Source organism: Geminocystis sp. M7585_C2015_104, from assembly GCA_015295805.1.
Taxonomy (GTDB): domain Bacteria; phylum Cyanobacteriota; class Cyanobacteriia; order Cyanobacteriales; family Cyanobacteriaceae; genus DVEF01.
Genome location: DVEF01000047.1, coordinates 22,695 through 44,789 on the forward strand (window position 1 = coordinate 22,695; position 22,095 = coordinate 44,789).

Genomic DNA, 22,095 nt, shown 5'->3' on the forward strand with positions numbered 1-22,095 from the left:
AGTGAGTTTTCTCCACACAATCCCTCTTTCTCCTAATCTTATTTCCCCACTTGAGCCTCCTCAATTGTCCAGTGATGATGTGTTGATTTTTTTCCTCGATACCTCTGTTTGCTTTCATTTAATCCCAGAATTCCTCCGTTTTCTCCCAAGGGAGGAAATTGAACAGGCACAGGCTAGACGGGATTACTTAAAATTCAGATATATCATAAACAGGGCTATTTTACGTCTAATTCTTAGCAACTATTTGAATCTTCCCCCCCGGCAGATAACTTTGTTTTATAATACCAAGGGGAAGCCGGACTTAACGCCGGGGATAAACAGCCAGGGCATTAGGTTTAACATTTCCCACAAGCATGATTATACTATTTATGCTCTCAGCCTAAATCCTGTGGGTATAGATTTGGAAAAAATAGAGGAAAAAAGAAGGGCATTGGCAATAGCCAAAAGGTTTTTTACTAGCCACGAGTATGAGTATTTAAGAAAGTTAAACTCTCAGGACACCATTATAGAATTTTTTCGTCTCTGGACGGCAAAGGAGGCATATCTAAAGGCAATAGGCGAGGGAATATCCGGCGGCTTGAGAAGGATAGATTTAGCAAAAAATAACCAGCCCAATTGGCAAATATATAATGCTTTTATCAAAGGGAATTATTTGGTATCAGTTGCCATAAAAAAAAAAAAAGACAATTACAAATTTCAATGGATAGAGGTATCTGGTAGAATGCTATCATACCTGTTGAACATGTGAGGGAAATAACTGCAATGGCAAGGGCGATTTGGAAAGGGGTGGTAATTGCAGAAAGCGAAAACTGTCAGATAGTAGAAGGAAATTACTACTTCCCACCAGACAGTATCAAGTGGGAATACTTCATCCCCAGTGATACTCAAACCGTTTGCAGTTGGAAGGGAGTAGCAAACTATTACACCATAACAGTCAACGGGGAAGAAAACAAAGATGCCGCCTGGTATTATCCCAATCCCAAAGAAAGGGCACAACACATTAAAAACTATATTGCCTTTTGGCGGGGTGTTGTGATTGAAAAATAGGCGATAGGGGATGGCAAGGAGACTTAATATAATTAGATGGCTAGAATACAATTGGGCAACACCGGCTTATGGGGGATGGGTATTAATTGGCATAGCCTTGAGTTTTTTTGGCGCCGCCACTAATACCATGGCAGGGTGGTTATATGTATTGAGTGGCACTATTTTTGCCCTTTTGGGGTTAAACATGGTGGATGCCGGTAAAAATCTCAAGGGTATTATCATAAAACGTCTACCAATTTACCCCGTCCATGCTGGCAATGATTTGACTATTATCCTCTCTGTTGGCAATGCCACCGGGAAACTGAAAATCCTTATCCAAATCCAAGACGAAATACCAGCCTTCCTGGGAAAGCCTGTCATACACAATTTGGAATCTTTGCCACCACGTCAAGAAATCCAGTTAGCCGCCTATATCCCCACGGAGAAAAGAGGAGTGTATCACTGGGAATATATTATCTTGAAAACTGCTGCCCCCTTTGGTTTATTCTATGCCAGTCGTTTGTGTAAAATCCCCGCCAAGGCTACAGTTTATCCCCAAATCCTTCCTCTCCAATCTTGTCCCCTTATTGAGGATATAGGCAATGAGGAGTTGAAGCAACAAGAAAGTCGCCCAATTTATTATAGCGCCACGGAGGGGGTTACTAAAACTATAAGGCCTTACCGTTATGGCGATGCCTTCCGTTTGATTCATTGGCGCACTAGTGCCCGTATGGGAGAATTAAAGGTGAGAGAATTGGAAACCACTACCAGTGGCAGGGAAATCATTATATGTCTTGACAACTCTGGAAAGTGGGAGGAGGATGATTTCGAGAAGGCGGTAATTGCCGTAGCTTCCTTATATTGTTATTCCCTCCGTAGACAACTAAATGTAAGAGTTTGGTTGGCAGACATGGGTTTAATTCATGGTATCACAACGGTGATGGAAACCCTGGCTGCCGTCAAGTCTGGGGTGAATATGACAGCCAGCATCCCAGAATTGCCAGTTATTTGGGTTTCTTGTCATAGTGAGAAATTGAATAGTCTAATGCCTGGCAGTCGTTGTTTTCTGTTTACTAAACCCCCTTTTCCTTATCCTGGGATTGTTTACAACAGGGAAGAAAGTTTGCTTAAACAATTACAACAGCCCATTTGATTGTTAGAATAACCCTTTTTCCCCAGACAGTCAAACACTGCCACACAGTCTACTAGCCCTTTGGCTACTGCTACCAGTACTGATGCCAGTACTATACAACAAAATACTCCCTTTTGCTTTGAGAATCCTTTTTTATTTCTATCTGAAACTGGAAATTCTCCGCCGCCTTAAATCTTTGAATGGCGATACAGTTGTCTCTTTCTCTGGCTTGGATGTTTTTTAAAATTTTCCCGGAATTAGACAGCAGAATCAACTGGATGGAGGCAGGCAGATAGGGGTTTCCTCCCCCGGGATACAATTCCACTTTAACTGTAAATTTATCTCCCTTTTCCTTGCTTACTTCTAAACACAAAAACAGTTTACAATTGTCTATTTCTACCTGTTTACACCTCACGACGTCTTTAGGAAAACTCCGGGTGGCAGTGGCAAATATACCCAGTTTTTCGGGGGAATGCCAGGATTCGGGAAATACATTTTTCAACCATTGGCTTATGACAGTTACAGGAGTTATCTCGGTTTGACGGCCGGTTCTAACCTGGGCTATTCTTATAAGGTAGTCGGCATTTTCCAGTAGATGCGCCCATACTTTAAAAGGCAATTCCAACCTAGGGTTTTTGGTTGGATTTGCCAATCTTCGGATTAGATTTTCTGCTTGAACAGCCTCTAGTGATGGGATAGATTCAACCGCTTCTCTTGTGATTTCATGTTGACAAAATTCTAAAGATGCCCCTAGGATGCCAATGGAAAATAGTTCATTTTTTGACAGAATATACTCCCTATACTCGTGGGATAGAGAGGCCTTTTGTTTAATATTTTTATGAGTAGTAAAGCCTATGACTCTCACCCACTGTTCGTCCGGATTGACTTCGGCAATGATATAATAGTCCCCCAACCAGCTGGGAATGTCTACCCACTCCTGGGGTATGTATACTTCCTCATCGTCGAGGATTTCTGTAGGCAGGAGAATTAGTCTTCTGAAGCCAATATCTACGGCTGTGCCATTTAATAACACCCAGATAGATTCTAAAACCTCCATGGGGACAGTCTGAGGGGTGAGGGAATAGTCTTGTCTCAAGTAGTCGCAAAAGGTTTCTAACAGGAGGCTGTTGAGATAAACTTGCCATCTGCTGAGGGAGTCGGGTATATATTCACTCTCCTGCCAGGCCTTTTCTTGCAGCTGGGAGGGAATTTCAAGATATAATTGTTGGGGGTCAGGGATTAGGGCTGACACTTCAATGGCTCCGTTATTCAGTCTATAGCTTTCTCTTACAGCTTTTTAAATAGAAAAGCCTTTGTCAAGGAATGCGGGATATTTAGGGGTGTGAGGATATACAATTATGAGGATTTATGATTATGGACTGGGGTTTGTTTTTCTGCGCGCCGCCGTGGCGAGGAGGGAATCGGCAAAAGCCATAGCTTCCTGTGCGGAATTTCCCCCTGTCAATTCTGCCAGTTCCCGCTTGCGAGGTTCTTCATGTTCTAATCGTGTTACAAGCACCACAGTACGAATTTCCTGGGTGTGGGGAGATTGAGTCAGCTGTTTTTCCACGCGGAAGTGGTAGTCAGCCATGGCAGCTACTAGAGGCTGGTGGGTGACACACAAAACTTGGTGATGACGACTGAGTTGATGAAGTTTGTCTGCAATAGCTTGGGCTATTTTACCAGAAACGCCGGTATCGATTTCATCAAAGATAAGGGTTTTGGGGTAGGGGTAGCCGTGAGACTGGGAAAAACAGGATTTCAATGCCAATAAAAAACGACTCATTTCCCCGCCAGAGGCAATAGCGGCGAGGGGTTGTAAAGCTTCTCCGGGATTGGGGCTAAAATAGAATTCCACCTCGTCGGCGCCAGTGTTATTGGGATGGCTGGGGGTGATTCTACACTGAAATTGTACTCTTGCCATACCTAAAGGTTTTAATTGTTCAATTAGCTGTCTTTCCAATTTCCTGGCTGCTTCTTGTCTCATAATACTCAGCTGACGACACCTTTGTTGCAACTGTGCCTCTGCCGCCTGGTATTCTTTTTCCAAGTCTTCCACAGACTGACTATCATCCCTCAAAACCTTTAATTCCTGCTGTAGTTTATTGTAGTAATCAATTACTTCTGCCAGAGAGGTGCCATATTTGCGACAAATCCGCCTTAATAGTCTTATTCTTTCTTCTACTTCCTCCAGACGCTCGGGATTGGCTTCTAGGGATTCGGCATAACTGTAAAGCTGATGTGCGGCTTCTGTAACCTGATTGAGGGCAGATTCTATCATTTCTAGGATACTAGCCAATTGTTTGTCATAGTTAACCATGTGGGTGAGAATTTTTTGGGCTTGGCTGAGAGTGTCTGCTGCTGCCTGAACTTGCTCACAATCGCTTTGATATAGTAGCTGATAGGCTTGATAGGCCAATTGTTGTAATTCCACCACGTGGGTGAGGCGTGCACTTTCTGTCTCTAATTGAGTCAACTCGTCGGGGGATTGTAACTGAGCACTAGCCAATTCTCTGATTTGATGGCCAATTAAATCCAAACGTTGTAGTCTTTCCCTTTCCCACTGCCTATGGGATTGTAGTCTTGCCAATGCTTCTTGTCTTTTGGCAAAAGCCTCAGATACCAGTTGCCTTTGAATTAACAACTCCTCGCCACCGTAGTTATCCAATAAATCCCGTTGACTGGCGGCGGAGAACAATTGCTCGGTTTCCCCCTGGGCGGTAAACTCTAACAGAAGGCCCCGCAGTTGATGGAGAAGATTCTTATTTACCAGGATACCATTAAGACGACAACGGGAGCGGAAGTTATCCTTGCCGGCAATCAACTCCCGACTACAGACTAGGGTATCATCCTCAAGACAGTCTATTTCCTGGGATTGCAACCAAGATTGTAACTGGGGGTTGAGGGAGAAGGTAGCCTCGATAACGGCTTTGTTGGCGCCGCTGCGAATCATCCGCTGATGGGCCTTTCCCCCCAACACCACATCAATAGCCTCCAGGATAATAGATTTGCCGGCACCTGTTTCCCCCGTCAAGACATTCAATCCCCGTCCCAATTCTAACTCCAAGTGTTCCACCAGGGCGAAATTGTCAATGCGTATTGCTATTAACATTGTGCGTGTGGTGATAGCCCCTTGCTTTTGCTACTCCATGTTATACTATCAGTTGGTTATAGTGGCCACTAGTCACTGTTTTTAGGGTACTGATTTTCGACATATCAACTATACCAACCCATTGAACCAATGACAGTTTATCAGATAGTACATGCCATTTGGTTAATATCAGCAGTTTTTCTGATAATCCTGGTCTTGTTACACTCCCCCAAGGGGGATGGGATTGGGGGGATAGGCGGACAGGCGCAACTGTTTACCAGTGCGAAGACTGCCGAAGCGGCCCTCAACCGTGTTACTTGGATTCTTGGTACTACTTTCGTCTTGATGACGGTAGTATTAAGTGCTGGCTGGGTGAAATAGGCAAAAAGGGGCAGGAAGGGGGCACATCCCCCCTGTGGTTTATGGACAGCCCAGGGATTGACGGGTGCTAGCGCCCGTGACGGGATTAATGCCCTTCGCCCGTTTACATAGCTGGATGACCTGATCTTTGTCTAATATGGCCATAGTAAAGTCGGCACCGTCCACTTTAGCATCCTTGAAGGTGGTGCGCTTCATGATGGCCTCCCGCAGTATGGCATTTGTTAGGTCGGCCCCGTCAAAACTGGTAACATAAGTTAATATATTGCTCATGTCGGCGCCATGGAAATTGGCCTCCTCGGCCACTACGCCGTTAAAAACGGCACCCCGCAGGTCACTATTACTGAAATTGGCCTTTATTAGTTTTACTTTGGTAAAATCCGCCGATTGGAGATTACGGGAAGAGAAATCTTCCCCACTCAAATCCCTACTTTCAAAGGTGGAGGTGACTGCGGAGGAACTTGCCGCTAAAACAAATTTGGGACTAATTGTCATTATCAGGGACACCATTAGGAGTATAACACCAAGACGGCCTACTAGTTTCCTCATAGGTGGACTTGTAACCGTTAAAACTTCAAGTACCAACAGTCCAGGAGTTGAGGTATTCAATTTGTTCAGGGGTAAGGGTGTCAATAGTAATACCCATGCCTTGAAGTTTGAGACGAGCAATTTCTTGGTCAATTTCGGGGGGGATGGGGTGGACGCCAGGGGATAGTTTACCCCTGTTTTTCACCAGGTATTCACAAGCCAAAGCCTGATTGGCAAAACTCATGTCCATAACGGCGCTAGGGTGGCCTTCAGCGGCGGCTAGGTTAACTAAACGGCCCTCTGCTAAGACTATGATAGACTTACCGTTTTGTAGTACGTACTGTTGGGTGAAATTCCTTACCTGTTTTACCTCCACCGCAATCTTTTTGAGGGTTTGCAAGTCGATTTCGATGTCAAAGTGGCCGGAGTTACATACTATGGCCCCATCTTTCATGACGCGGAAGTGTTCTTCTCTGATTACATGTTTATTACCGGTAACAGTGACAAAAACATCCCCCTCCTTGGCAGCCTCTATCATAGGCATAACTCGGAAACCATCCATAACCGCCTCGATGGCTTTGACGGGGTTAACCTCGGTGACGATGACATTGGCGCCCAAACCACGCCCCCGCATGGCGACACCTTTGCCACACCAGCCATAGCCTGCCACTACTAGGGTTTTGCCTGCCAGGAGAATGTTAGTTGCCCGGAGGATACCGTCAAAGGTGGACTGCCCTGTACCATAACGGTTATCGAAGAAGTGTTTAGTCTCGGCATCATTGACGTTTATAGCTGGGAATTTTAAAACACCCTCTTTATGCATTGCCCTCAGACGCACTACCCCAGTAGTAGTCTCCTCCGTAGTACCGATAATATCAGGAATTTGGTTCTGTCTCTCTTTCACGAGGGTGGCTACCACATCCCCACCATCGTCGATGATAATATTGGGTTTATGGTCTAGGGCTATCTGCACATGACGGTGGTAGGTAGCGTTGTCTTCCCCTTTGATGGCAAATACCGGGATGCCGTAGTCTTGTACTAAACAGGCGGCTACATCATCCTGAGTGGAAAGGGGGTTACTGGCAATCACCAGGGAATCTGCGCCACCGGCCTGCAGAGTAATAGCCAAGTTGGCCGTTTCCGTGGTAACATGACAACAGGCCACTAGTCGGATTCCCTGTAGGGGTTTCTCTTGGGCAAAACGAGCCTTGATTTGTTTCAAAACTGGCATTTCTCTTGCAGCCCATTCTATTCTCTGTCTGCCGATGGGCGCTAGATTTATGTCCTTAATGTGATAATCCAGTTTGTTACTGCTTGGACTTGTTACCATTTAATTCTCAACAAAAGTTTACATTCCCCATCATACCCGATTCTGGTGCGTAATTATGTTAATTGTCTAGAGGTTGGCCCATTACCCACCAATTCATGGTCTTTTATCCCCTATTGTCCATTGGCCATTTTTCCTTGCCAATCAACCCAACCTATAGAAAAAAGCATTGTTAGACTAATATTAGAAGAGAAGCCCACAAGTCCCTGTCTGTTGTCATGAATCCACTCAATCGAGCCCATCAACAGTTGTTAGATGAAGCCCCCGAACTTTTGCAAGAAATAGAAAATAAACTAATAGGCTTACAAGCCCATGGGGCAAACCAGTCAGAAGATTTACTCCAAGCAATTCAATCCCTGAAACAAAAACTGGCCAATGGGAGTTTAATTCATTTTACCAGGGCGGTACACCGACTGGAAAATCTGTTGAAAAAATTGTTTTGCAAGAACATTACAATAGACACTCCCTTAGAGGGGTTGTTGTTAGAGGCGTTCGATTGTATAGCCATTCCCCTAAGGGAAAACCTCAAGTCAGGCAAGCTCCCCCCACCGTCTCAAACAGTAGATGGGAAAATAGAAGAAATCTGGAGACAACTAGAGGCCAAGTTGGAAGAAGGGGAAAATAACAATGGTTCTCATTTTGATGGAGCCAGTTCCGATACAGACATAGTAGCAGAATTGTTTAGGGGGGATGTGGCTCGAATAATTGACAACCTGAGGGGATTAGTGGCGCAAGAGGAGGGAGACAGTTACCAGAAAAGACAACAGTTACTCCACTGGTTAGACAGCCTGGAAAGCATTGCACAGCTGACGGAATTGCCGGGCTTTTCTTTGATTGTCTCTATAGCAAAAGGGGCACTGGAAAAAAACCCCCACCAGGTTGCTACCATTACCTCCCTCCTGATAGAGGATTTGGAAAAGAGTCTAACGGCAGTGTTGGCGGGAGACAGACGACAGGGAGGTGCGCCTTCTAGTCGTCTTTTGGCCTTGAATGAGTCAGAAACACCCGAAAATACACAACCGTTAGAGAAAGGGGGAAGGGGAACGGAAAGGGAGTCTTACATGTCAGACACGGTTAGCATAGACGAGCCGATGTATGAACTGTTCATGGCAGAAGTGCCGGAATTACTGGATACTATTGAACACGGCCTACTTTCTCTGAAAACAGAAAAGACTACTGCCCGTGTCAACGAAATCATGAGGGCAGCCCATTCCCTCAAGGGAGGGGCAGCAAGTGTCGGCTTACACGGCATAAAAGACTTGGCACACCGTCTGGAGGATTATGTCAAGGCCCTTTTCAGTGAACAAGTAGTATTTGATGACGAACTAGAATCCCTCTTCCTGTCTGCCTTTGATTGTCTCAAAAATGCCCTTTTGGAACAACAGTCCACTGGCAAATACTCCCACCGATGGCAGGAGGAAGCAGAGACTGTCTGGGCACAACTGGAAGCCAAATTGGGAAGTGTGGAAGACATCCCAGACTTTATCCCCTCCTCTAGTGATTTGGGAGTAGACATGGTTAAGTCTCTCTTTGAGGTGGAGGTACACCAGATTATTCAACAACTACAAGAGCATCTAGAAAATACCCCTACCTCCGAACTCCCTGTGGTTGTATCCCCCATCCTGGATGTCCTCATGGGCCTGGGTGAATTGGGCAATGAGGAGAAGTTAAAGAACATTGTCAATAAGACGAGGGAGGATATTGCGAATGATAATCAAAAGGCGGGAGAAGCCATAAGCCAACTAATAGGAGAGTTGATAAGTCTGAGAGAAAAACACATTGGTGGAAAAGCCCCAACAGAGGAAACCACCGACTGGCAGGATTTGACTGAAGAGGTAAACAACAGTTTAGAGGAGATAGAGGAAACTGGAGACATAACTGGAAGTATGGAAGAACAAACCCCCGACTTTTTATCCCTGTTAGGGGATTCCCAAGAGTCTTCATCCGCCCCATCCAGTCAACAGTCTCAACAGGAGGAATTGCAGGCTCAGTCCTATCAATTTTTCCTGGAAGAAGCACCAGAATTAATTGCCCTTATTGACAATAATCTGGAAAGGGTATTCCAAAGCCGCAATATAAATGAAATCAACGAAGTAGCCAGGGCAGCCCATTCTCTTAAGGGGGGTGCGCGCACTGCAGGGTTGGAAGACTTGGCCACCATTGCCTTGAGGGTGGAAAAAAGTCTAAAGGCCCTATTCAATGAGAATATACCCCTGGACGAGAAAATGCAAGCCTACCTGCGGGAGATTTATCACCTACTGCGGGAGGCAGTCTTGGCTAGGGTAGAGGGCAGAGATTTTGACGAAAAAACAGCAGCAGAGGTAGTTAACAGCAAGTGGGCAGAATTTGAGAGGGAATACGGCGAGGAAATAGCTAAGGCAGAAGAATATTTGCCCTCATCTAGCGATTTGGGGGTGGATATAGCCTCTTCTCTGTTTGAAATTGACGTGCCCCAAGGGATTGCCACCCTACAGACGGCCTTAGAAACCGAAGATGACGCCACCCTGATAAATACAGTCACCAGCCAACTGGAGGTATTCACCGGTTTTGGGGAAATGTTGGGCCTCCCCGGCTTTGTCTCCATCTGTCAGACGGCACAACAGGCTTTGCAACAATATCCCCAGAGGGTGAGAGAAATAACCTCCACCTTGATAGAAAACCTACAACAGGCACAGGCGCAAGTATTGGCCGGTGATCGCACTAGGGGAGGAGAGGTGAGTGCCTCCCTACGGGCATTCTTGTCCACCCCAGCTTCGCCTACTGTCGAAATAGACGAAAAACCAGTAGATACCAACGATCCAGCCTATGGTTTCTTTGTAGAAGAGGCGCCGGAATTGCTACAAATCATCGAAAGTGGCCTACTCACCCTCCGGGAGGAAAGAAATACGGCCAAAATACACGAGATGATGCGCGCCGCCCACTCCATAAAAGGGGGTGCAGCCAGTGTGGGGTTAGAAGCCATCAAAACCATCGCCCACCAACTGGAAGACATCTTTAAAGTCCTTTACAATCCAGAAGTAGCCATAGATACCGAATTAGAAACCTGGCTTTTGGAAGGGTATGACTGTCTGGCTAATGCCCTCAACACTCAAATAGAAACAGGACAATATAACCCACAGGAAGCACTGGCCAGGGCGGAACAGGTCTGGGCTAAAATCAAAACTAAATTGGGGTTATATCTGGAGAGGGCAGACGATTACATACCCTCCTCTAGTGACTTGGGCATAGACATGGTGAGATCCATGTTCGAGGTAGATGTAGCCCAAGAGTTAGACCGTCTAAAAGCCGTAACCGCCAACCCCGCTGGCTTACCCCTGGCAGGGGAATTAAGGGCCACTTTGGAGGTATTTGCAGGATTCGGGGAAATGCTCAACCTCCCCGGCTTCGCCGAAATTGCCCATCTGGGTTTGAAAGCCGTCGAACTACAACCAGACCAGGTAATCAACATAATAAATGTAGTAGTTCGAGATGTAGAAAAAGCAAGAGAGGCAGTACTAAAGGGCGACCGCAAACAGGGAGGCCAACCGAGTGAAGAATTAAAACGTCTGGCAGAGGGCAAAAGCCTGGTGGAAGCAGAGGAAATTCCTGAGACTAGTGGGGATGAAGTACTTGGCGAGGTTTTGGCCACCCCTGAGGAGATTTTCCCACCCATATACAGAGAAACCCAAACTGTCGCTAATCCTCTGTCTGAGGTTCATCTTTCTACAATAGAAATACAGAACCTGGAAAAATTGGACCAAGGTATCCCAGAAGAAGGAGAGGAAGAAAACCTGCCAGAGCTGGAGGAACTCCTCTCCGCTACCATAGAGGTGGACAAAAGTGAAACCATCCCCTCCATCAGTGAAATACTGGCACCCCCCTCAGAAGAAGAGGAGAAAACAGAGGAAATCTCTCCACAACCTCCGGAAGAATTGTCGGAAGAAGTGCCTTCTCTAGAAGAAGTCTTCGGTGACATATCTGAAATAATTAAGGCACCAGAAGAAACCCCCCCAGAAGAAACAAAAGCACCAGCCCAACCCACCATTCCCGAAAGTCATAAGGAGGAGGTAATTATCCTATCGGAGGCGGAAAGAGAAGCCCTTTTGCGGGCGGAGGGGGTAGAAGAAACTGTTGAATCCATCACCAGAATCTATGAAAAACTACCCCCCGTGAGTGATATTGCCCAAATTTCTCCCAAAAAGGATGATTCTTCTTCCAAAAAGCCTATTGGGGAAGAAAAAATACAGGAAACAAAAACAGCGCCCCCCACTCCTAAAACCAATTTAACCATACGGGTGGACCTGGAACGCCTAGAAAGGATGAATAACCTCATTGGCGAATTGTCCATCACCCGTAACAGTTTATCCCTGCAAAACGAGAAACTACAAAGTGCCCTCAGAGAATTACTCTCCCGCTTTTCCCAATTCCAACAGACGGCAAATGCGCTAAGGGATTTGTCCGACAGAATGTTAGTCTCCCCCTCCAGATTTACCCCCGGGAAGGGTCGTCGCCCAACAGAGGCTTTAAACCTCTCTAGCGAGGAAGGGGAAGACACCAACCTAACTGCCGCCTTTGACGTGTTGGAAATGGATCGCTATGACGATCTTTATAGCGTAACTCAGGCACTCCTGGAACAAATAATCCAGTTAGAAGAGGCGGTGGAGGACATTGCCCTATATGCCTCCCAATCCGGACAAACCGTAGACAGTCAGAAACAGATGCTCAACCGCCTGCGGGATGAGTTGATGTGGGCCAGAATGCTTCCCCTGGGAGAAATCCTCAACCGCTTTCCCCGTGTTTTGCGAGATTTGTCTGTTAAATACAACAAAAAGGTCAATCTTAAACTTAGTGGGACTAATGTACTGGTAGATAAAGCTGCCCTAGAGAAATTATATGACCCCCTGGTGCACCTGATCCGCAACGCCTTCGACCATGGCATAGAAACCCCAGAATTACGCAGACAAAGAGGGAAACCCGAGGTGGGCACCATTGAAGTTAAAGCATACCATCAGGGTAATCAGACCATCATTGAGGTAAGGGATGACGGCGGTGGAATAAATCTGGCCAAGGTGGGACAAAAAGCCGTAGAAAAAGGTCTTCTTACCCCTGAACAGTTGGCAGTTATAAGCAAAGAAAACCTACTGGACTTGATTTTTGAGCCCGGTTTCTCTACCGCCCCCAGTGTCACCGAAATTTCCGGGCGTGGTGTGGGTTTAGATATTGTTCGTTCTCAACTGCGCTCTCTTAAAGGTACAATCACCGTAGACTCAGAAGAAGGAAAAGGTACTACCTTCACCCTCAGACTTCCCCTCACTCTCACCATCGACAAACTGCTAGTACTATCCGCCGCTAATCTCCTATATGCAGTGCCTTCTGATAACATTTTTGAAATCCTAGTACCTGAAAATCATCAACTAAAAGTCTCTGCCAACCAGCGCTGGCTCCACTATGAAAACCGTGTCATCCCCCTCTACTCCCTCGCCGAACTACTCCACTACAACTGCTACTTGCCTCCCACGAATGTAACCCAGAGTGTGGAAATACTCCCCACTCCCCCAGAATGGAATAAGCCGCTACTATTGATAGGACTGGGGCAGGAGTTGTTTGCTATCGAGGTGGAGCACCTGGTGAGCGAACAAGAATTAGTGGTCAAGCCCTTTGGCACTGCTATTACTGCCCCCAAATATACCTACGGTTGTACTATATTAGGTGATGGAACCCTCATTCCCGTCATCAACCCCGTTATTCTCATCTCTCAGCAACTCCAACTCAACCAGCCTACCACTCCAATCCCCATCAGGAGAGAAAGAGAGGAAATCCCAGCCCCCTTTTCCACCCCCGTCCACCGCAACGGCCATACTACTAGCACTGCCACTGTTGCCAAGCCCTTCCAGATAGAGACTATACTTGTAGTAGATGATAGCGCAGCCATGAGGAGGACTTTGGCTCTGTCCCTAGAAAAGGCGGGGTATCGGGTGGTACAAGCTAAAGACGGAAAGGATGCCTTAGAGCAACTGTTAAAAGGCTTGAATGTTAATTTGATTATCTGTGACATTGAAATGCCCAACATGAATGGTTTTGAATTCCTCAGTCAAAGAAGACGTCATCCCGAGTTGAGTAGAATCCCCGTAGCTATGTTAACCTCTCGCAGTAACGAAAAACACCGTCAATTGGCCACCCATCTTGGCGCCAATGCCTACTTCACTAAACCTTATATTGAACAGAAATTCCTTGAGTCTATCCGCAACCTCTTAGCACAAAAGTAACATGGCCCATGTTATCCTCGTCAGTAGTTCTTTTGAATACCACAAACCATGAACCACTACTCCCGGGAATTAGTACAAAAACAGTATGACACCATCCCCTATCCCAACATACCCATTGAAAACTCTCCAAAGGATGATTACAATGCCCTATTCATCCACAATCTGGTAACCCCTTATTACCTTTACCGTCAAAAGGTGGCCGACACCACTGACAAACTCATTCTGGATGTGGGGTGTGGCAGTGGTTTTACCACTCTAATACTAGCTTTAGCCAATCCCAATGCCCGGATTGTTGCCATAGACTTGTCAGCCGAGTCTCTAAAATTCGCGGAAAAACGGTTAAAATTCCATGGTTTTGAGAATGTAGAATACCATCAAATGCCCCTGGAAGAAATTGCCAGTCTTGGTCAGCATTACGATTATATAAACTGCAACGATGTCCTCTATCTTTGTGAAAGTCCCACTGAAGCCCTAAAGAGTCTGCAATCGGTTTTAAAACCAGAAGGAATTATCAGGGGCAATTTTCATAGTTATTATCAGAGATTTTACATTTACTTGGCGCAGGAATTATGCCGTTGTTTAGGGTTGCTAGAAGACAATCCGGGAGATTTTGAGATAGGTGTAGTAGCCGAGACGTTTCAAAACCTAAGACCCGAGGTAATTCTAAGACGAAGTGCTAGCATGGGACTGGAGAATAAGGACTTAGATTTGAGTGATATTGGTGTCAAGCAACGAGTATTGAATAATATTCTACTTCAAGGTGACAAAGGCTATAACATCCCCCAGGTATTTGAGATGCTGAGGGAGGCTAAACTTGAATTTCTCAGCATGACTAATTGGCGGCATTGGGAAGTAAGAGACTTGTTTCAAGACAAGAATAAAATCCCCACCACCTGGGAATTTGTGTTGGAAAATGCCACTGAAGAGGAGAGACTACATCTTTTTGAACTGTTACACCCCAGCCACCGACTTATTGATTTCTGGTGCGTAAATCGAGACAGCATTTCACCTATAAAACCTCTGTCTGAGTGGGACGACAATGACTGGGAAAGGGCCAGAATTCACCTACATCCCCAGCTAAAAGCCCCCAAAGTTAGAGAGGATTTGCTAGAGACAATAAAGAAACAACAACCATGGGAAATTAGCAAATATATCACCCAGCCAGCAGCGGCCCCCGTGTACATCTCCCACAACCAAGCAGCGGCTTTGCTGCCCCTTTTCAGTCAGCATCTTTCCTTTTCAGACATGGTAGAATACTGGCTAAAAATTCAACCCATAAACCTCATTACTGGAGAGACAAAGACTAGGAAAGAGGCTCGGGAGGAAGTGAAAATATTGCTGAAAGAATTGGAAACATTCCTCTATGTATTAGTAGAAAAAATCTGACATATAACAAGGTGAAATAACTGGAAAATGAGAAGAAAATCTATTACAATGGGATATGATTTTTTGAACATAAAACCCCTAAGAAAAAAAAAATGAACCCAGATGAACAACTGTCCAGTTACGACTACTATTTGCCTCCGGAATTGATTGCCCAAAACCCCGTCACCCCAAGAGATCATTCCCGTCTTCTAGTAGTGTATCCTGGAGGCAATATCGGCCACCATCGCTTCTATGAGTTACCACAGTTTCTCTCCCCCGGAGACTTGTTAGTGTTAAATGACACAAAAGTTATACCAGCGAGATTATATGGCAAAAAAGCCACTGGGGCACAGGTGGAAGTATTATTAGTGGAAGAGAAAGGAAATAACTGTTGGTTGGCGTTGGTAAAACCGGGTAAACGTTTCTCCGTAGGGAGTGAGATTTTTTTTACAGACGACAGGGAGGAGATAGTATTCAAAGCTACCGTTTTAGACAAAGACGAGGCTACTGGTGGGAGAATTCTCCACTTTGAGTGGCAAGGGGATGATTCATTTTGGAATTTGCTAGAAAAAGTGGGCAAAATACCATTCCCCCCCTACGTAACTGACACCACCGCCTCCCCCCAACAGTATCAAACTATCTATGCCCAAAAAGAGGGAGCAATTGCCGCCCCTACAGCTGGACTACACTTTACCGAGAGACTATTCCGGCAATTGCAGGAAAAAGGGATAAATATAACCCAAGTTACCCTCCATGTGGGGATAGGCACATTTCGGCCAGTGGAGGTAGAAAACATCCGTCAACACCAGATGCATCAAGAGTGGATTGAGGTGGGGGAAGAAGCCGTTGCTGCCATTAAAGAAACCAAAGCCAAGGGTAATCGTGTAGTTGCTGTTGGTACAACTGTAGTCAGGACTTTAGAAGGAGTTTGTAAGGAATGTGGCCAATTAAAACCCTTTCAAGGCAAAACTGATTTATTTATTTATCCCGGCTACCAATTCCAAGTAATTGACAGTTTAATTACTAATTTTCACCTACCAAAATCCAGTCTACTGATGTTAGTTAGTGCCCTCATTGGCAGAGAAAGATTGTTGGCTATTTACCAGGAGGCTATCAAAGAGAGATATCGTTTTTATTCCTTTGGCGACGCCATGCTAATTCTCTAAAAGGGGTGGCCAGTTGTTTTTACTATGCTGACTACAGTTGCCCTCTCTCATTTTATCTGCTTACAATGGAAACTGCTTTATGAATGAATAGTAAAATTTACCGGCATTTTCTAGGCAGTAAAACAACTTATTAAGGGAGAAAACGAGTACAAGTAGACGAAAAAAACAATGAAAAAGAAAAAGGACGACTCCCAAAGGGAATCGCCCTGATAATAACAAAGGGCCGCTAGAATAGGCCCAATGTCAGGGATTTGTCAAGAGGGAAAACAGCACCAGCACCTAACCAGAGGGTTACCAGGACGCCAAAGAGAAAAACTGTCATGGCAACAGGGCGACGGAAGGGGTTTTGGAATTTGTTAACACTCTCGATGAAGGGCACCAACATCAACCCCAGGGGAATCGCCGCCTGACAGGCAATGCCCAAGAGCTTATTAGGAATGATTCGCAAAATCTGGAAGACAGGGTATAAATACCACTCAGGAAGGATTTCCAATGGGGTAGCAAAGGGATCAGCCGGTTCACCTACCATAGCTGGATCCATTACTGCCAAGCCCACAATCAGTCCTAGGGTCCCCAACATGCAAATGGGGAACATATATAGTATATCGTTAGGCCAGGCAATTTCCCCATAGTAGTTGTGACCCATATTTTTGGCCAATTTGGCCCTTAATTTTGGGTCAGACAAATCTGGTTTTTTATACAGCTTGCTGGACATAGACTCGATTGTCTCCTTGTTTTTTAAGCCAGGCTTGTATTAGGAGTATTCTCATTATAAGGGACCAGAGATCCCCTGTTTCCGGATAAGAATGAAGTGCAACAACATGAAAACGGCCATCAACCAGGGCAGTACAAAGGTGTGGATGGTATAGAAACGAGTGAGGGTAGCCTGTCCTACACTAGCCCCACCTCTCAACAACTCCACCAACTGGTCACCTACCACCGGTATAGCGGCGGGCACCCCTGATACGATTTTAACCGCCCAGTAGCCTACCTGATCCTATGGCAGGGAGTACCCTGTTACACCAAAGGATACAGTAATAACGGCCATAATTACCCCCACAATCCAAGTCAACTCGCGGGGTTTTTTGAAACCGCCAGTCAAATATACTCGGAATACGTGGAGGATGAGCATCAACACCATCATGCTAGCAGACCAACGATGGATGGAGCGAATCAGCCACCCAAACTTCACCTCTGTCATAATATACTGGATAGAGCTAAAGGCCTCCGCCACCGTTGGTTTGTAATAGAATGTCAGGGCAAAACCCGTGGCAAATTGGATGAGGAAGCAAGTTAGAGTGATACCCCCCAGACAGTAAAAAATGTTCACATGGGGGGGCACATACTTGCTGGCGATGTCGTCGGATATGGCGTCCAAATCTACCCTTTCGTTAAACCACTTGTATATGGGTGAGTCTGTTACCTGCTTTGTAAACATTAATCCTACGCCCGTAAATTGTTAAATCTCGTTAAGAATCTTTAAGGGAAGAGAGCCAAGATAGTCTCTCCTCCTAGTCGAGGTTGCCGCAATTTGCCGTTGAGGGAGCGTTTCTTATCCTCCTCCCCCAAACTGCTAAATAAAATTTAACATATCTTCAAGGTTTTCGGCTACTCTTGTTGGCTCAACTTTTCCCTCGCCAATAAACCCGCCAAAAAGTCAGTCACCCCGTCATGTAAAGACAACCACCTGAGTTAATCACCCTAGACAGTCAACAGCCAAGCCCACACCCTCCGGGGGAGTTGGATTTGGGGGGAAGGGGTATAATTAAAAACACTAAAAGTCAGTGTCAAAACTGAGGGGATTGGCCTAGGATTTAGCGAAAACGTTTTTTACGACGAGCAAGGGCTTTCCGTTTTCTCTTTTCGATAGGTGTCTCGTAGTGGCGTAAACGTTTGATGTCTGCAAAGATACCTGCTTTGGATACTTGTCTTTTGAAGCGACGTAATGCTGACTCTATACTTTCGTTTTGTCCCACTATCACTTGGGTCATGCAATATCCTCCCTCTTTGATTACTCTTTTATTCTGATTGTATCCCAACTAGTATATTCTATCACAATATTCGCAATCTGAAGGACTTGGCAGGGGAGGGGACGGAAAACCCATGGAAATGAATAGGGAGTGTAGGAAATAATATTATATGGGAAACTTAACAGTTGAGATTGGCTGGTGTGAATAGGAGAAACAAGGAACAAAAGTGGGGTTGGTGGTTTTTATTGCCCATTTATCCCTACCAACAACGTCCTACTATAAGACAGGAGATTGTTAAAAACCAGATTTGGACTTTTGAGCAACCCCATGGCCTTCTTTATGCCATAGTGCCCATCCGCATGACGGTGATTAGACTGGAAAAAGGGGGGTTACTTGTATATTGCCCCGTCGCACCTACCCAGGAATGTATCAGCCTGCTGAAGGAATTAGAATCGGCTCATGGCAAGGTGAAGTATATAATTCATTCTACCAGCTCCGGTTTAGAACACAAGGTATTTGTGGGTCCTTTTGCCCGTCACTTTTCTGAGGCACAGGTATGGTGTGTGCCCAAACAGTGGAGTTTCCCCCTAAACTTACCCTTATCCTGGTTAGGTTTTCCAGGCAATCGCACCCACTTCTTGCCGGCAGACTGGCGTCAGTTTCCCCTTGCTGAGGAAGTTCAATATGCTATTGTTCAGATTCCCCTGCCCAAGGGTTTTTTTGTAGAGTTAGCCCTATTACATAAACCCTCTCAAACCCTTTTACTCACCGACACAGTGGTTAAAATTCCCCACCATCCCCCAGCCATCCTACAGGTGGATCCTTTCCCCCTTCTCTTCCATGGCAGAGAAAACGCTTTCCAGCCACCTGTGGACACCCCCGAAAACAGAATCAAGGGCTGGCAAAGGATATGTCTATTTGCCCTTTATTTCCGCCCCACCATGGTGGAAACCCTTCCTTGGCCACAAGTCTTCAAAAATGCCCTAAAAGCTCCCAATCGCAGTCGGAAGAACTATTTTGGCCTCTACCCCTTCCACTGGTTACCACAATGGCAACAGTCCTTTGAGGCCATTGCCAACTTGGAAACACCCCTAGTACCCCCCATTGTTCGCTATCTCATACTACCACAAGACCCTGTTGCCGTCAAGGGATGGGTGTCTGAAATTTCTAATTGGGACTTTAAGCAAATTATCCCTGCCCATTTTGCCGCCCCTATTCCAGCCAATGGTCATCAATTCCGCAAGGCTTTTTCCTTCCTAGAAGACTCCTGTTGTTACCCCAGCGGCAATGAACAAATCCTTCGGCGCGACTCTGCCTTTATTCGGCAATTGAGGGCAATTGTGTTACCGTAACTGTCACTGCCATAATCCTGTTCAAACTCTGATACAATAGGGTGTCAACTGTCTCCGTACACCCTTACCTGTCCATCACCTCACTAGCAAGAGAGTAGAGTCATTGATGCCCAAAATCGGCGTAATATACAATGATCTTAAACCCATAGCCTGTGAAACCGCCCAGCAACTAAAACAACAGCTGTCTGCCCGGGGGTATGAGGTGCACTTGACCACAGGATTCGCTGGTATTCTGGGATACTCCCGTCCAGGTCGTCCTGTATGCTACACTCCCATAGAAGAGATCGCCCCAGAAGCCTTTGACGAAAACATGAAATTTGCCATCGTGCTGGGAGGTGATGGTACTGTCTTATCCGCCTCGAGGGTAGTAGCCCCCCACAATATCCCCATTCTAACCGTGAACACCGGTCATTTGGGCTTCCTCACGGAAATCTACCTCAATCAGCTTCCCAAAGCCATAGAGGCACTCCTGGCAGAGGATTATGAGATTGAAAGACGATCCATGATGAAGGTTCAAGTTATCCGGGATGGCGGTGTTATTTGGGAAGCTCTATCTTTGAACGAGATGGTAATACATAGGGAGCCCTTGACGAGTATGTGTCATTTTGAGATTGCCATAGGCAGACACGCCCCGGTAGACATAGCGGCGGATGGTATTATTTTATCAACCCCTACTGGCTCTACTGCCTATTCTCTTAGTGCTGGCGGTCCGGTTGTAACACCGGATGTTCCTGTATTTCAACTGGCCCCCATTTGCCCCCATTCCCTGGCTTCCCGAGCCCTTGTCTTCTCTAATTTAGAGCCAGTTACCATATATCCGGCCACCCCTAATCAAATGGTCATGGTGGTGGATGGCAATGCCGGCTGTCATATCCTACCAGATGACCGGGTGAAAATAGTACGTGCCCCCTACGAGACTCAGTTCATCCGCCTACAACCCCCTGAGTTCTTCCGTATTCTCCGGGAGAAACTCGGCTGGGGATTGCCTCATATAGCTAAACCTACTGCCGTAGAATTGCCGTAGTGTATTTATGTTGGAATTGAAAAGGATTTTAGAAAACCTGAAAACCTCCGCCGATTGGGTGGGTTTGAGATATGTTTCGGAAACCAGTCATGTCCGTGTTTTCAGGGATGCCAAGCCCCAGGTTAATCATCGTCGTCTAAGTGAGGGGGTAATGGTGGAGGCAAGTGTGAATGGTCATATTGGCTATTGTGCCACCAATCAGTTAACTCATGAGGGGATACAAGCAGCTGTGGAAATAGCCGAAAAACAGGCTAGAATAGCTGGTCAGTGGGCAATATTCTCCTTTAATCCCCATATTATTCGTCCACCCGTTATCGGCAAGTATCAGTCTCCTGTAGTGGAATCTGCCCTTACCATTTCCCCCGGCGAGTTAAATGACTTGCTAATCCAAATCTGTCACCATCTCAAGGTTTCCGATAAGGTGGTTGTGACTACTGCTACGGCGGAAATCAGCGAGGTGCGTTATCATTTTGTCAGTAGCAATGGGGCAGACATTCAACAAATCTTTTCCCTTGTCGCCACTGACTATGCCGCCACTGCCCAGGATGGTAATATAGTCCAAAAGAGAAGTGATAACGGTTATCTAGCCAGATGCTATCAGGCTGGCAAGGAGGTTTTTAATGCCTCCACCCTTCTTTCCCGAGTGCGACAAATTGGTGAGGAGGCTGTAGAATTGCTTTTCGCCGAAGACTGTCCTAATGTCACCACCACTCTTGTACTTGCCCCTGATCAGATGATGTTACAAATTCATGAAAGTGTAGGGCATCCCCTAGAAATTGACCGTATCTTGGGTGATGAACGGAATTATGCCGGAGGAAGTTTTGTGAAGTTATCGGATTTTGGTACACTGGTTTATGGTTCCCCTTTAATGAATGTTACTTTTGACCCTACAGTGAGGGGAGAGATTGCCAGTTATGCCTTCGATGATGCTGGCATTAGGGCGGAGAAACAGTATTTGATCAAAGATGGGATTCTTTTGCGGGGGTTGGGGGGTATTGAGAGTCAAATTAGAGCAAAAATTCCGGGAGTAGCAAATTTTCGGGCCTGTTCGTGGAATCGTCCCCCCATAGACCGTATGGCTAATTTAAACTTAGAGTCGGGTAATAGTAGCTTTAACGACATTATTAGTTCAATAGAATTTGGGGTGTACATGAAATCAAACAGATCATGGTCTATTGATGATTACCGTCACAAATTCCAATTTGGTTGTGAGTATGCCAAGCTTATAGAAAACGGCAAGATAACTAAGACTTTGCGCAACCCCAATTATCGTGGCACCACCCTACAATTCTGGCACAATCTTATAGCAGTGGGAGACGATTCTACTCGTGAGATTTATGGTAGTCCTTTTTGCGGCAAAGGTGAACCCAACCAGGCCATTAGGGTGGGACATGCTTCTCCGGTTTGTGCCTTCAAAGACATTGAGGTGTTTAGCAGTTGACCACTTCTTTTAAAACGTTTAATATTACCCTCCAACTGTCTGTCAGTCTA

The 22,095-nt window shown here is 45.9% G+C and carries 16 protein-coding genes and 1 pseudogene; 10 read left to right on the top strand and 7 right to left on the bottom strand.

Annotated elements, in window-relative coordinates; genetic code table 11:
* Position 1 precedes the first annotated feature (1 nt).
* Genes IGQ44_05510 through IGQ44_05520 form a run of 3 tightly spaced genes read left to right on the top strand, consistent with a single transcriptional unit; the run spans position 2 to position 2,179 of the window.
* Entirely contained in the window at positions 2-748 is a 747-nt protein-coding gene (locus IGQ44_05510) for a 4'-phosphopantetheinyl transferase superfamily protein (GenBank protein HIK37431.1), read from the top strand.
* Positions 749-762: 14 nt separating this feature from the next.
* Positions 763-1,047, top strand: a complete 285-nt coding sequence (locus tag IGQ44_05515) for a DUF427 domain-containing protein (GenBank protein ID HIK37432.1) — start codon at positions 763-765, stop codon at positions 1,045-1,047.
* Positions 1,048-1,057: 10 nt separating this feature from the next.
* Entirely contained in the window at positions 1,058-2,179 is a 1,122-nt protein-coding gene (locus IGQ44_05520; protein HIK37433.1) for a DUF58 domain-containing protein, read from the top strand.
* Between the two features lie 91 nt (positions 2,180-2,270).
* Here the strand turns inward: IGQ44_05520 and IGQ44_05525 are convergent, their stop codons facing one another.
* Together IGQ44_05525 and recN are read right to left on the bottom strand one after the other, a co-directional pair.
* Positions 2,271-3,410, bottom strand: coding sequence for a DUF1822 family protein (locus tag IGQ44_05525; protein ID HIK37434.1), 1,140 nt, complete (start codon positions 3,408-3,410; stop codon positions 2,271-2,273).
* Between the two features lie 120 nt (positions 3,411-3,530).
* On the bottom strand, positions 3,531-5,270 hold the full coding sequence (gene recN, locus IGQ44_05530; GenBank protein HIK37435.1) for a DNA repair protein RecN: 1,740 nt from the start codon (positions 5,268-5,270) through the stop codon (positions 3,531-3,533).
* 129 nt (positions 5,271-5,399) lie between these two features.
* Here recN and secG point away from each other — a divergent pair, with 129 nt between their 5' ends.
* Entirely contained in the window at positions 5,400-5,630 is a 231-nt protein-coding gene (gene secG, locus IGQ44_05535; GenBank protein HIK37436.1) for a preprotein translocase subunit SecG, read from the top strand.
* 39 nt (positions 5,631-5,669) lie between these two features.
* Here the strand turns inward: secG and IGQ44_05540 are convergent, their stop codons facing one another.
* The gene (locus IGQ44_05540; GenBank protein HIK37437.1) at positions 5,670-6,176 is read right to left on the bottom strand and encodes a pentapeptide repeat-containing protein; all 507 of its coding nucleotides are present in this window, start codon (positions 6,174-6,176) and stop codon (positions 5,670-5,672) included.
* 25 nt (positions 6,177-6,201) lie between these two features.
* Entirely contained in the window at positions 6,202-7,485 is a 1,284-nt protein-coding gene (locus IGQ44_05545; protein HIK37438.1) for an adenosylhomocysteinase, read from the bottom strand.
* A gap of 215 nt (positions 7,486-7,700) precedes the next feature.
* Between IGQ44_05545 and IGQ44_05550 the strand changes: the two genes are divergently transcribed.
* The 3 genes from IGQ44_05550 to queA all read left to right on the top strand — a co-directional run bounded on the left by IGQ44_05550 (position 7,701) and on the right by queA (position 16,258).
* Entirely contained in the window at positions 7,701-13,727 is a 6,027-nt protein-coding gene (locus tag IGQ44_05550) for an Hpt domain-containing protein (GenBank protein HIK37439.1), read from the top strand.
* A 48-nt stretch (positions 13,728-13,775) separates the two neighbouring features.
* Positions 13,776-15,113, top strand: a complete 1,338-nt coding sequence (locus IGQ44_05555) for a methyltransferase domain-containing protein (GenBank protein ID HIK37440.1) — start codon at positions 13,776-13,778, stop codon at positions 15,111-15,113.
* Positions 15,114-15,205: 92 nt separating this feature from the next.
* The gene (queA, locus tag IGQ44_05560) at positions 15,206-16,258 is read left to right on the top strand and encodes a tRNA preQ1(34) S-adenosylmethionine ribosyltransferase-isomerase QueA (GenBank protein ID HIK37441.1); all 1,053 of its coding nucleotides are present in this window, start codon (positions 15,206-15,208) and stop codon (positions 16,256-16,258) included.
* Positions 16,259-16,484: 226 nt separating this feature from the next.
* Here queA and IGQ44_05565 read toward each other — a convergent pair whose 3' ends face one another.
* From IGQ44_05565 to IGQ44_05575, 3 genes and pseudogenes are all read right to left on the bottom strand, one after another.
* Positions 16,485-16,973 carry a cytochrome b6-f complex subunit IV gene (locus tag IGQ44_05565; protein HIK37442.1) on the bottom strand — a complete coding sequence of 163 codons (489 nt, stop codon included), beginning with the start codon at positions 16,971-16,973 and terminating at the stop codon, positions 16,485-16,487.
* Positions 16,974-17,027: 54 nt separating this feature from the next.
* Positions 17,028-17,696: pseudogene (locus tag IGQ44_05570) on the bottom strand (cytochrome b6).
* 376 nt (positions 17,697-18,072) lie between these two features.
* Positions 18,073-18,249 carry a 30S ribosomal protein S21 gene (locus IGQ44_05575; GenBank protein ID HIK37443.1) on the bottom strand — a complete coding sequence of 59 codons (177 nt, stop codon included), beginning with the start codon at positions 18,247-18,249 and terminating at the stop codon, positions 18,073-18,075.
* A gap of 179 nt (positions 18,250-18,428) precedes the next feature.
* Here IGQ44_05575 and IGQ44_05580 point away from each other — a divergent pair, with 179 nt between their 5' ends.
* From IGQ44_05580 to IGQ44_05590, 3 genes are all read left to right on the top strand, one after another.
* The gene (locus tag IGQ44_05580; protein ID HIK37444.1) at positions 18,429-19,580 is read left to right on the top strand and encodes a DUF4336 domain-containing protein; all 1,152 of its coding nucleotides are present in this window, start codon (positions 18,429-18,431) and stop codon (positions 19,578-19,580) included.
* Between the two features lie 106 nt (positions 19,581-19,686).
* Positions 19,687-20,604, top strand: coding sequence for an NAD(+) kinase (locus tag IGQ44_05585; protein HIK37445.1), 918 nt, complete (start codon positions 19,687-19,689; stop codon positions 20,602-20,604).
* Positions 20,605-20,611: 7 nt separating this feature from the next.
* Positions 20,612-22,045, top strand: coding sequence for a TldD/PmbA family protein (locus IGQ44_05590; protein ID HIK37446.1), 1,434 nt, complete (start codon positions 20,612-20,614; stop codon positions 22,043-22,045).
* Positions 22,046-22,095 lie beyond the last annotated feature (50 nt).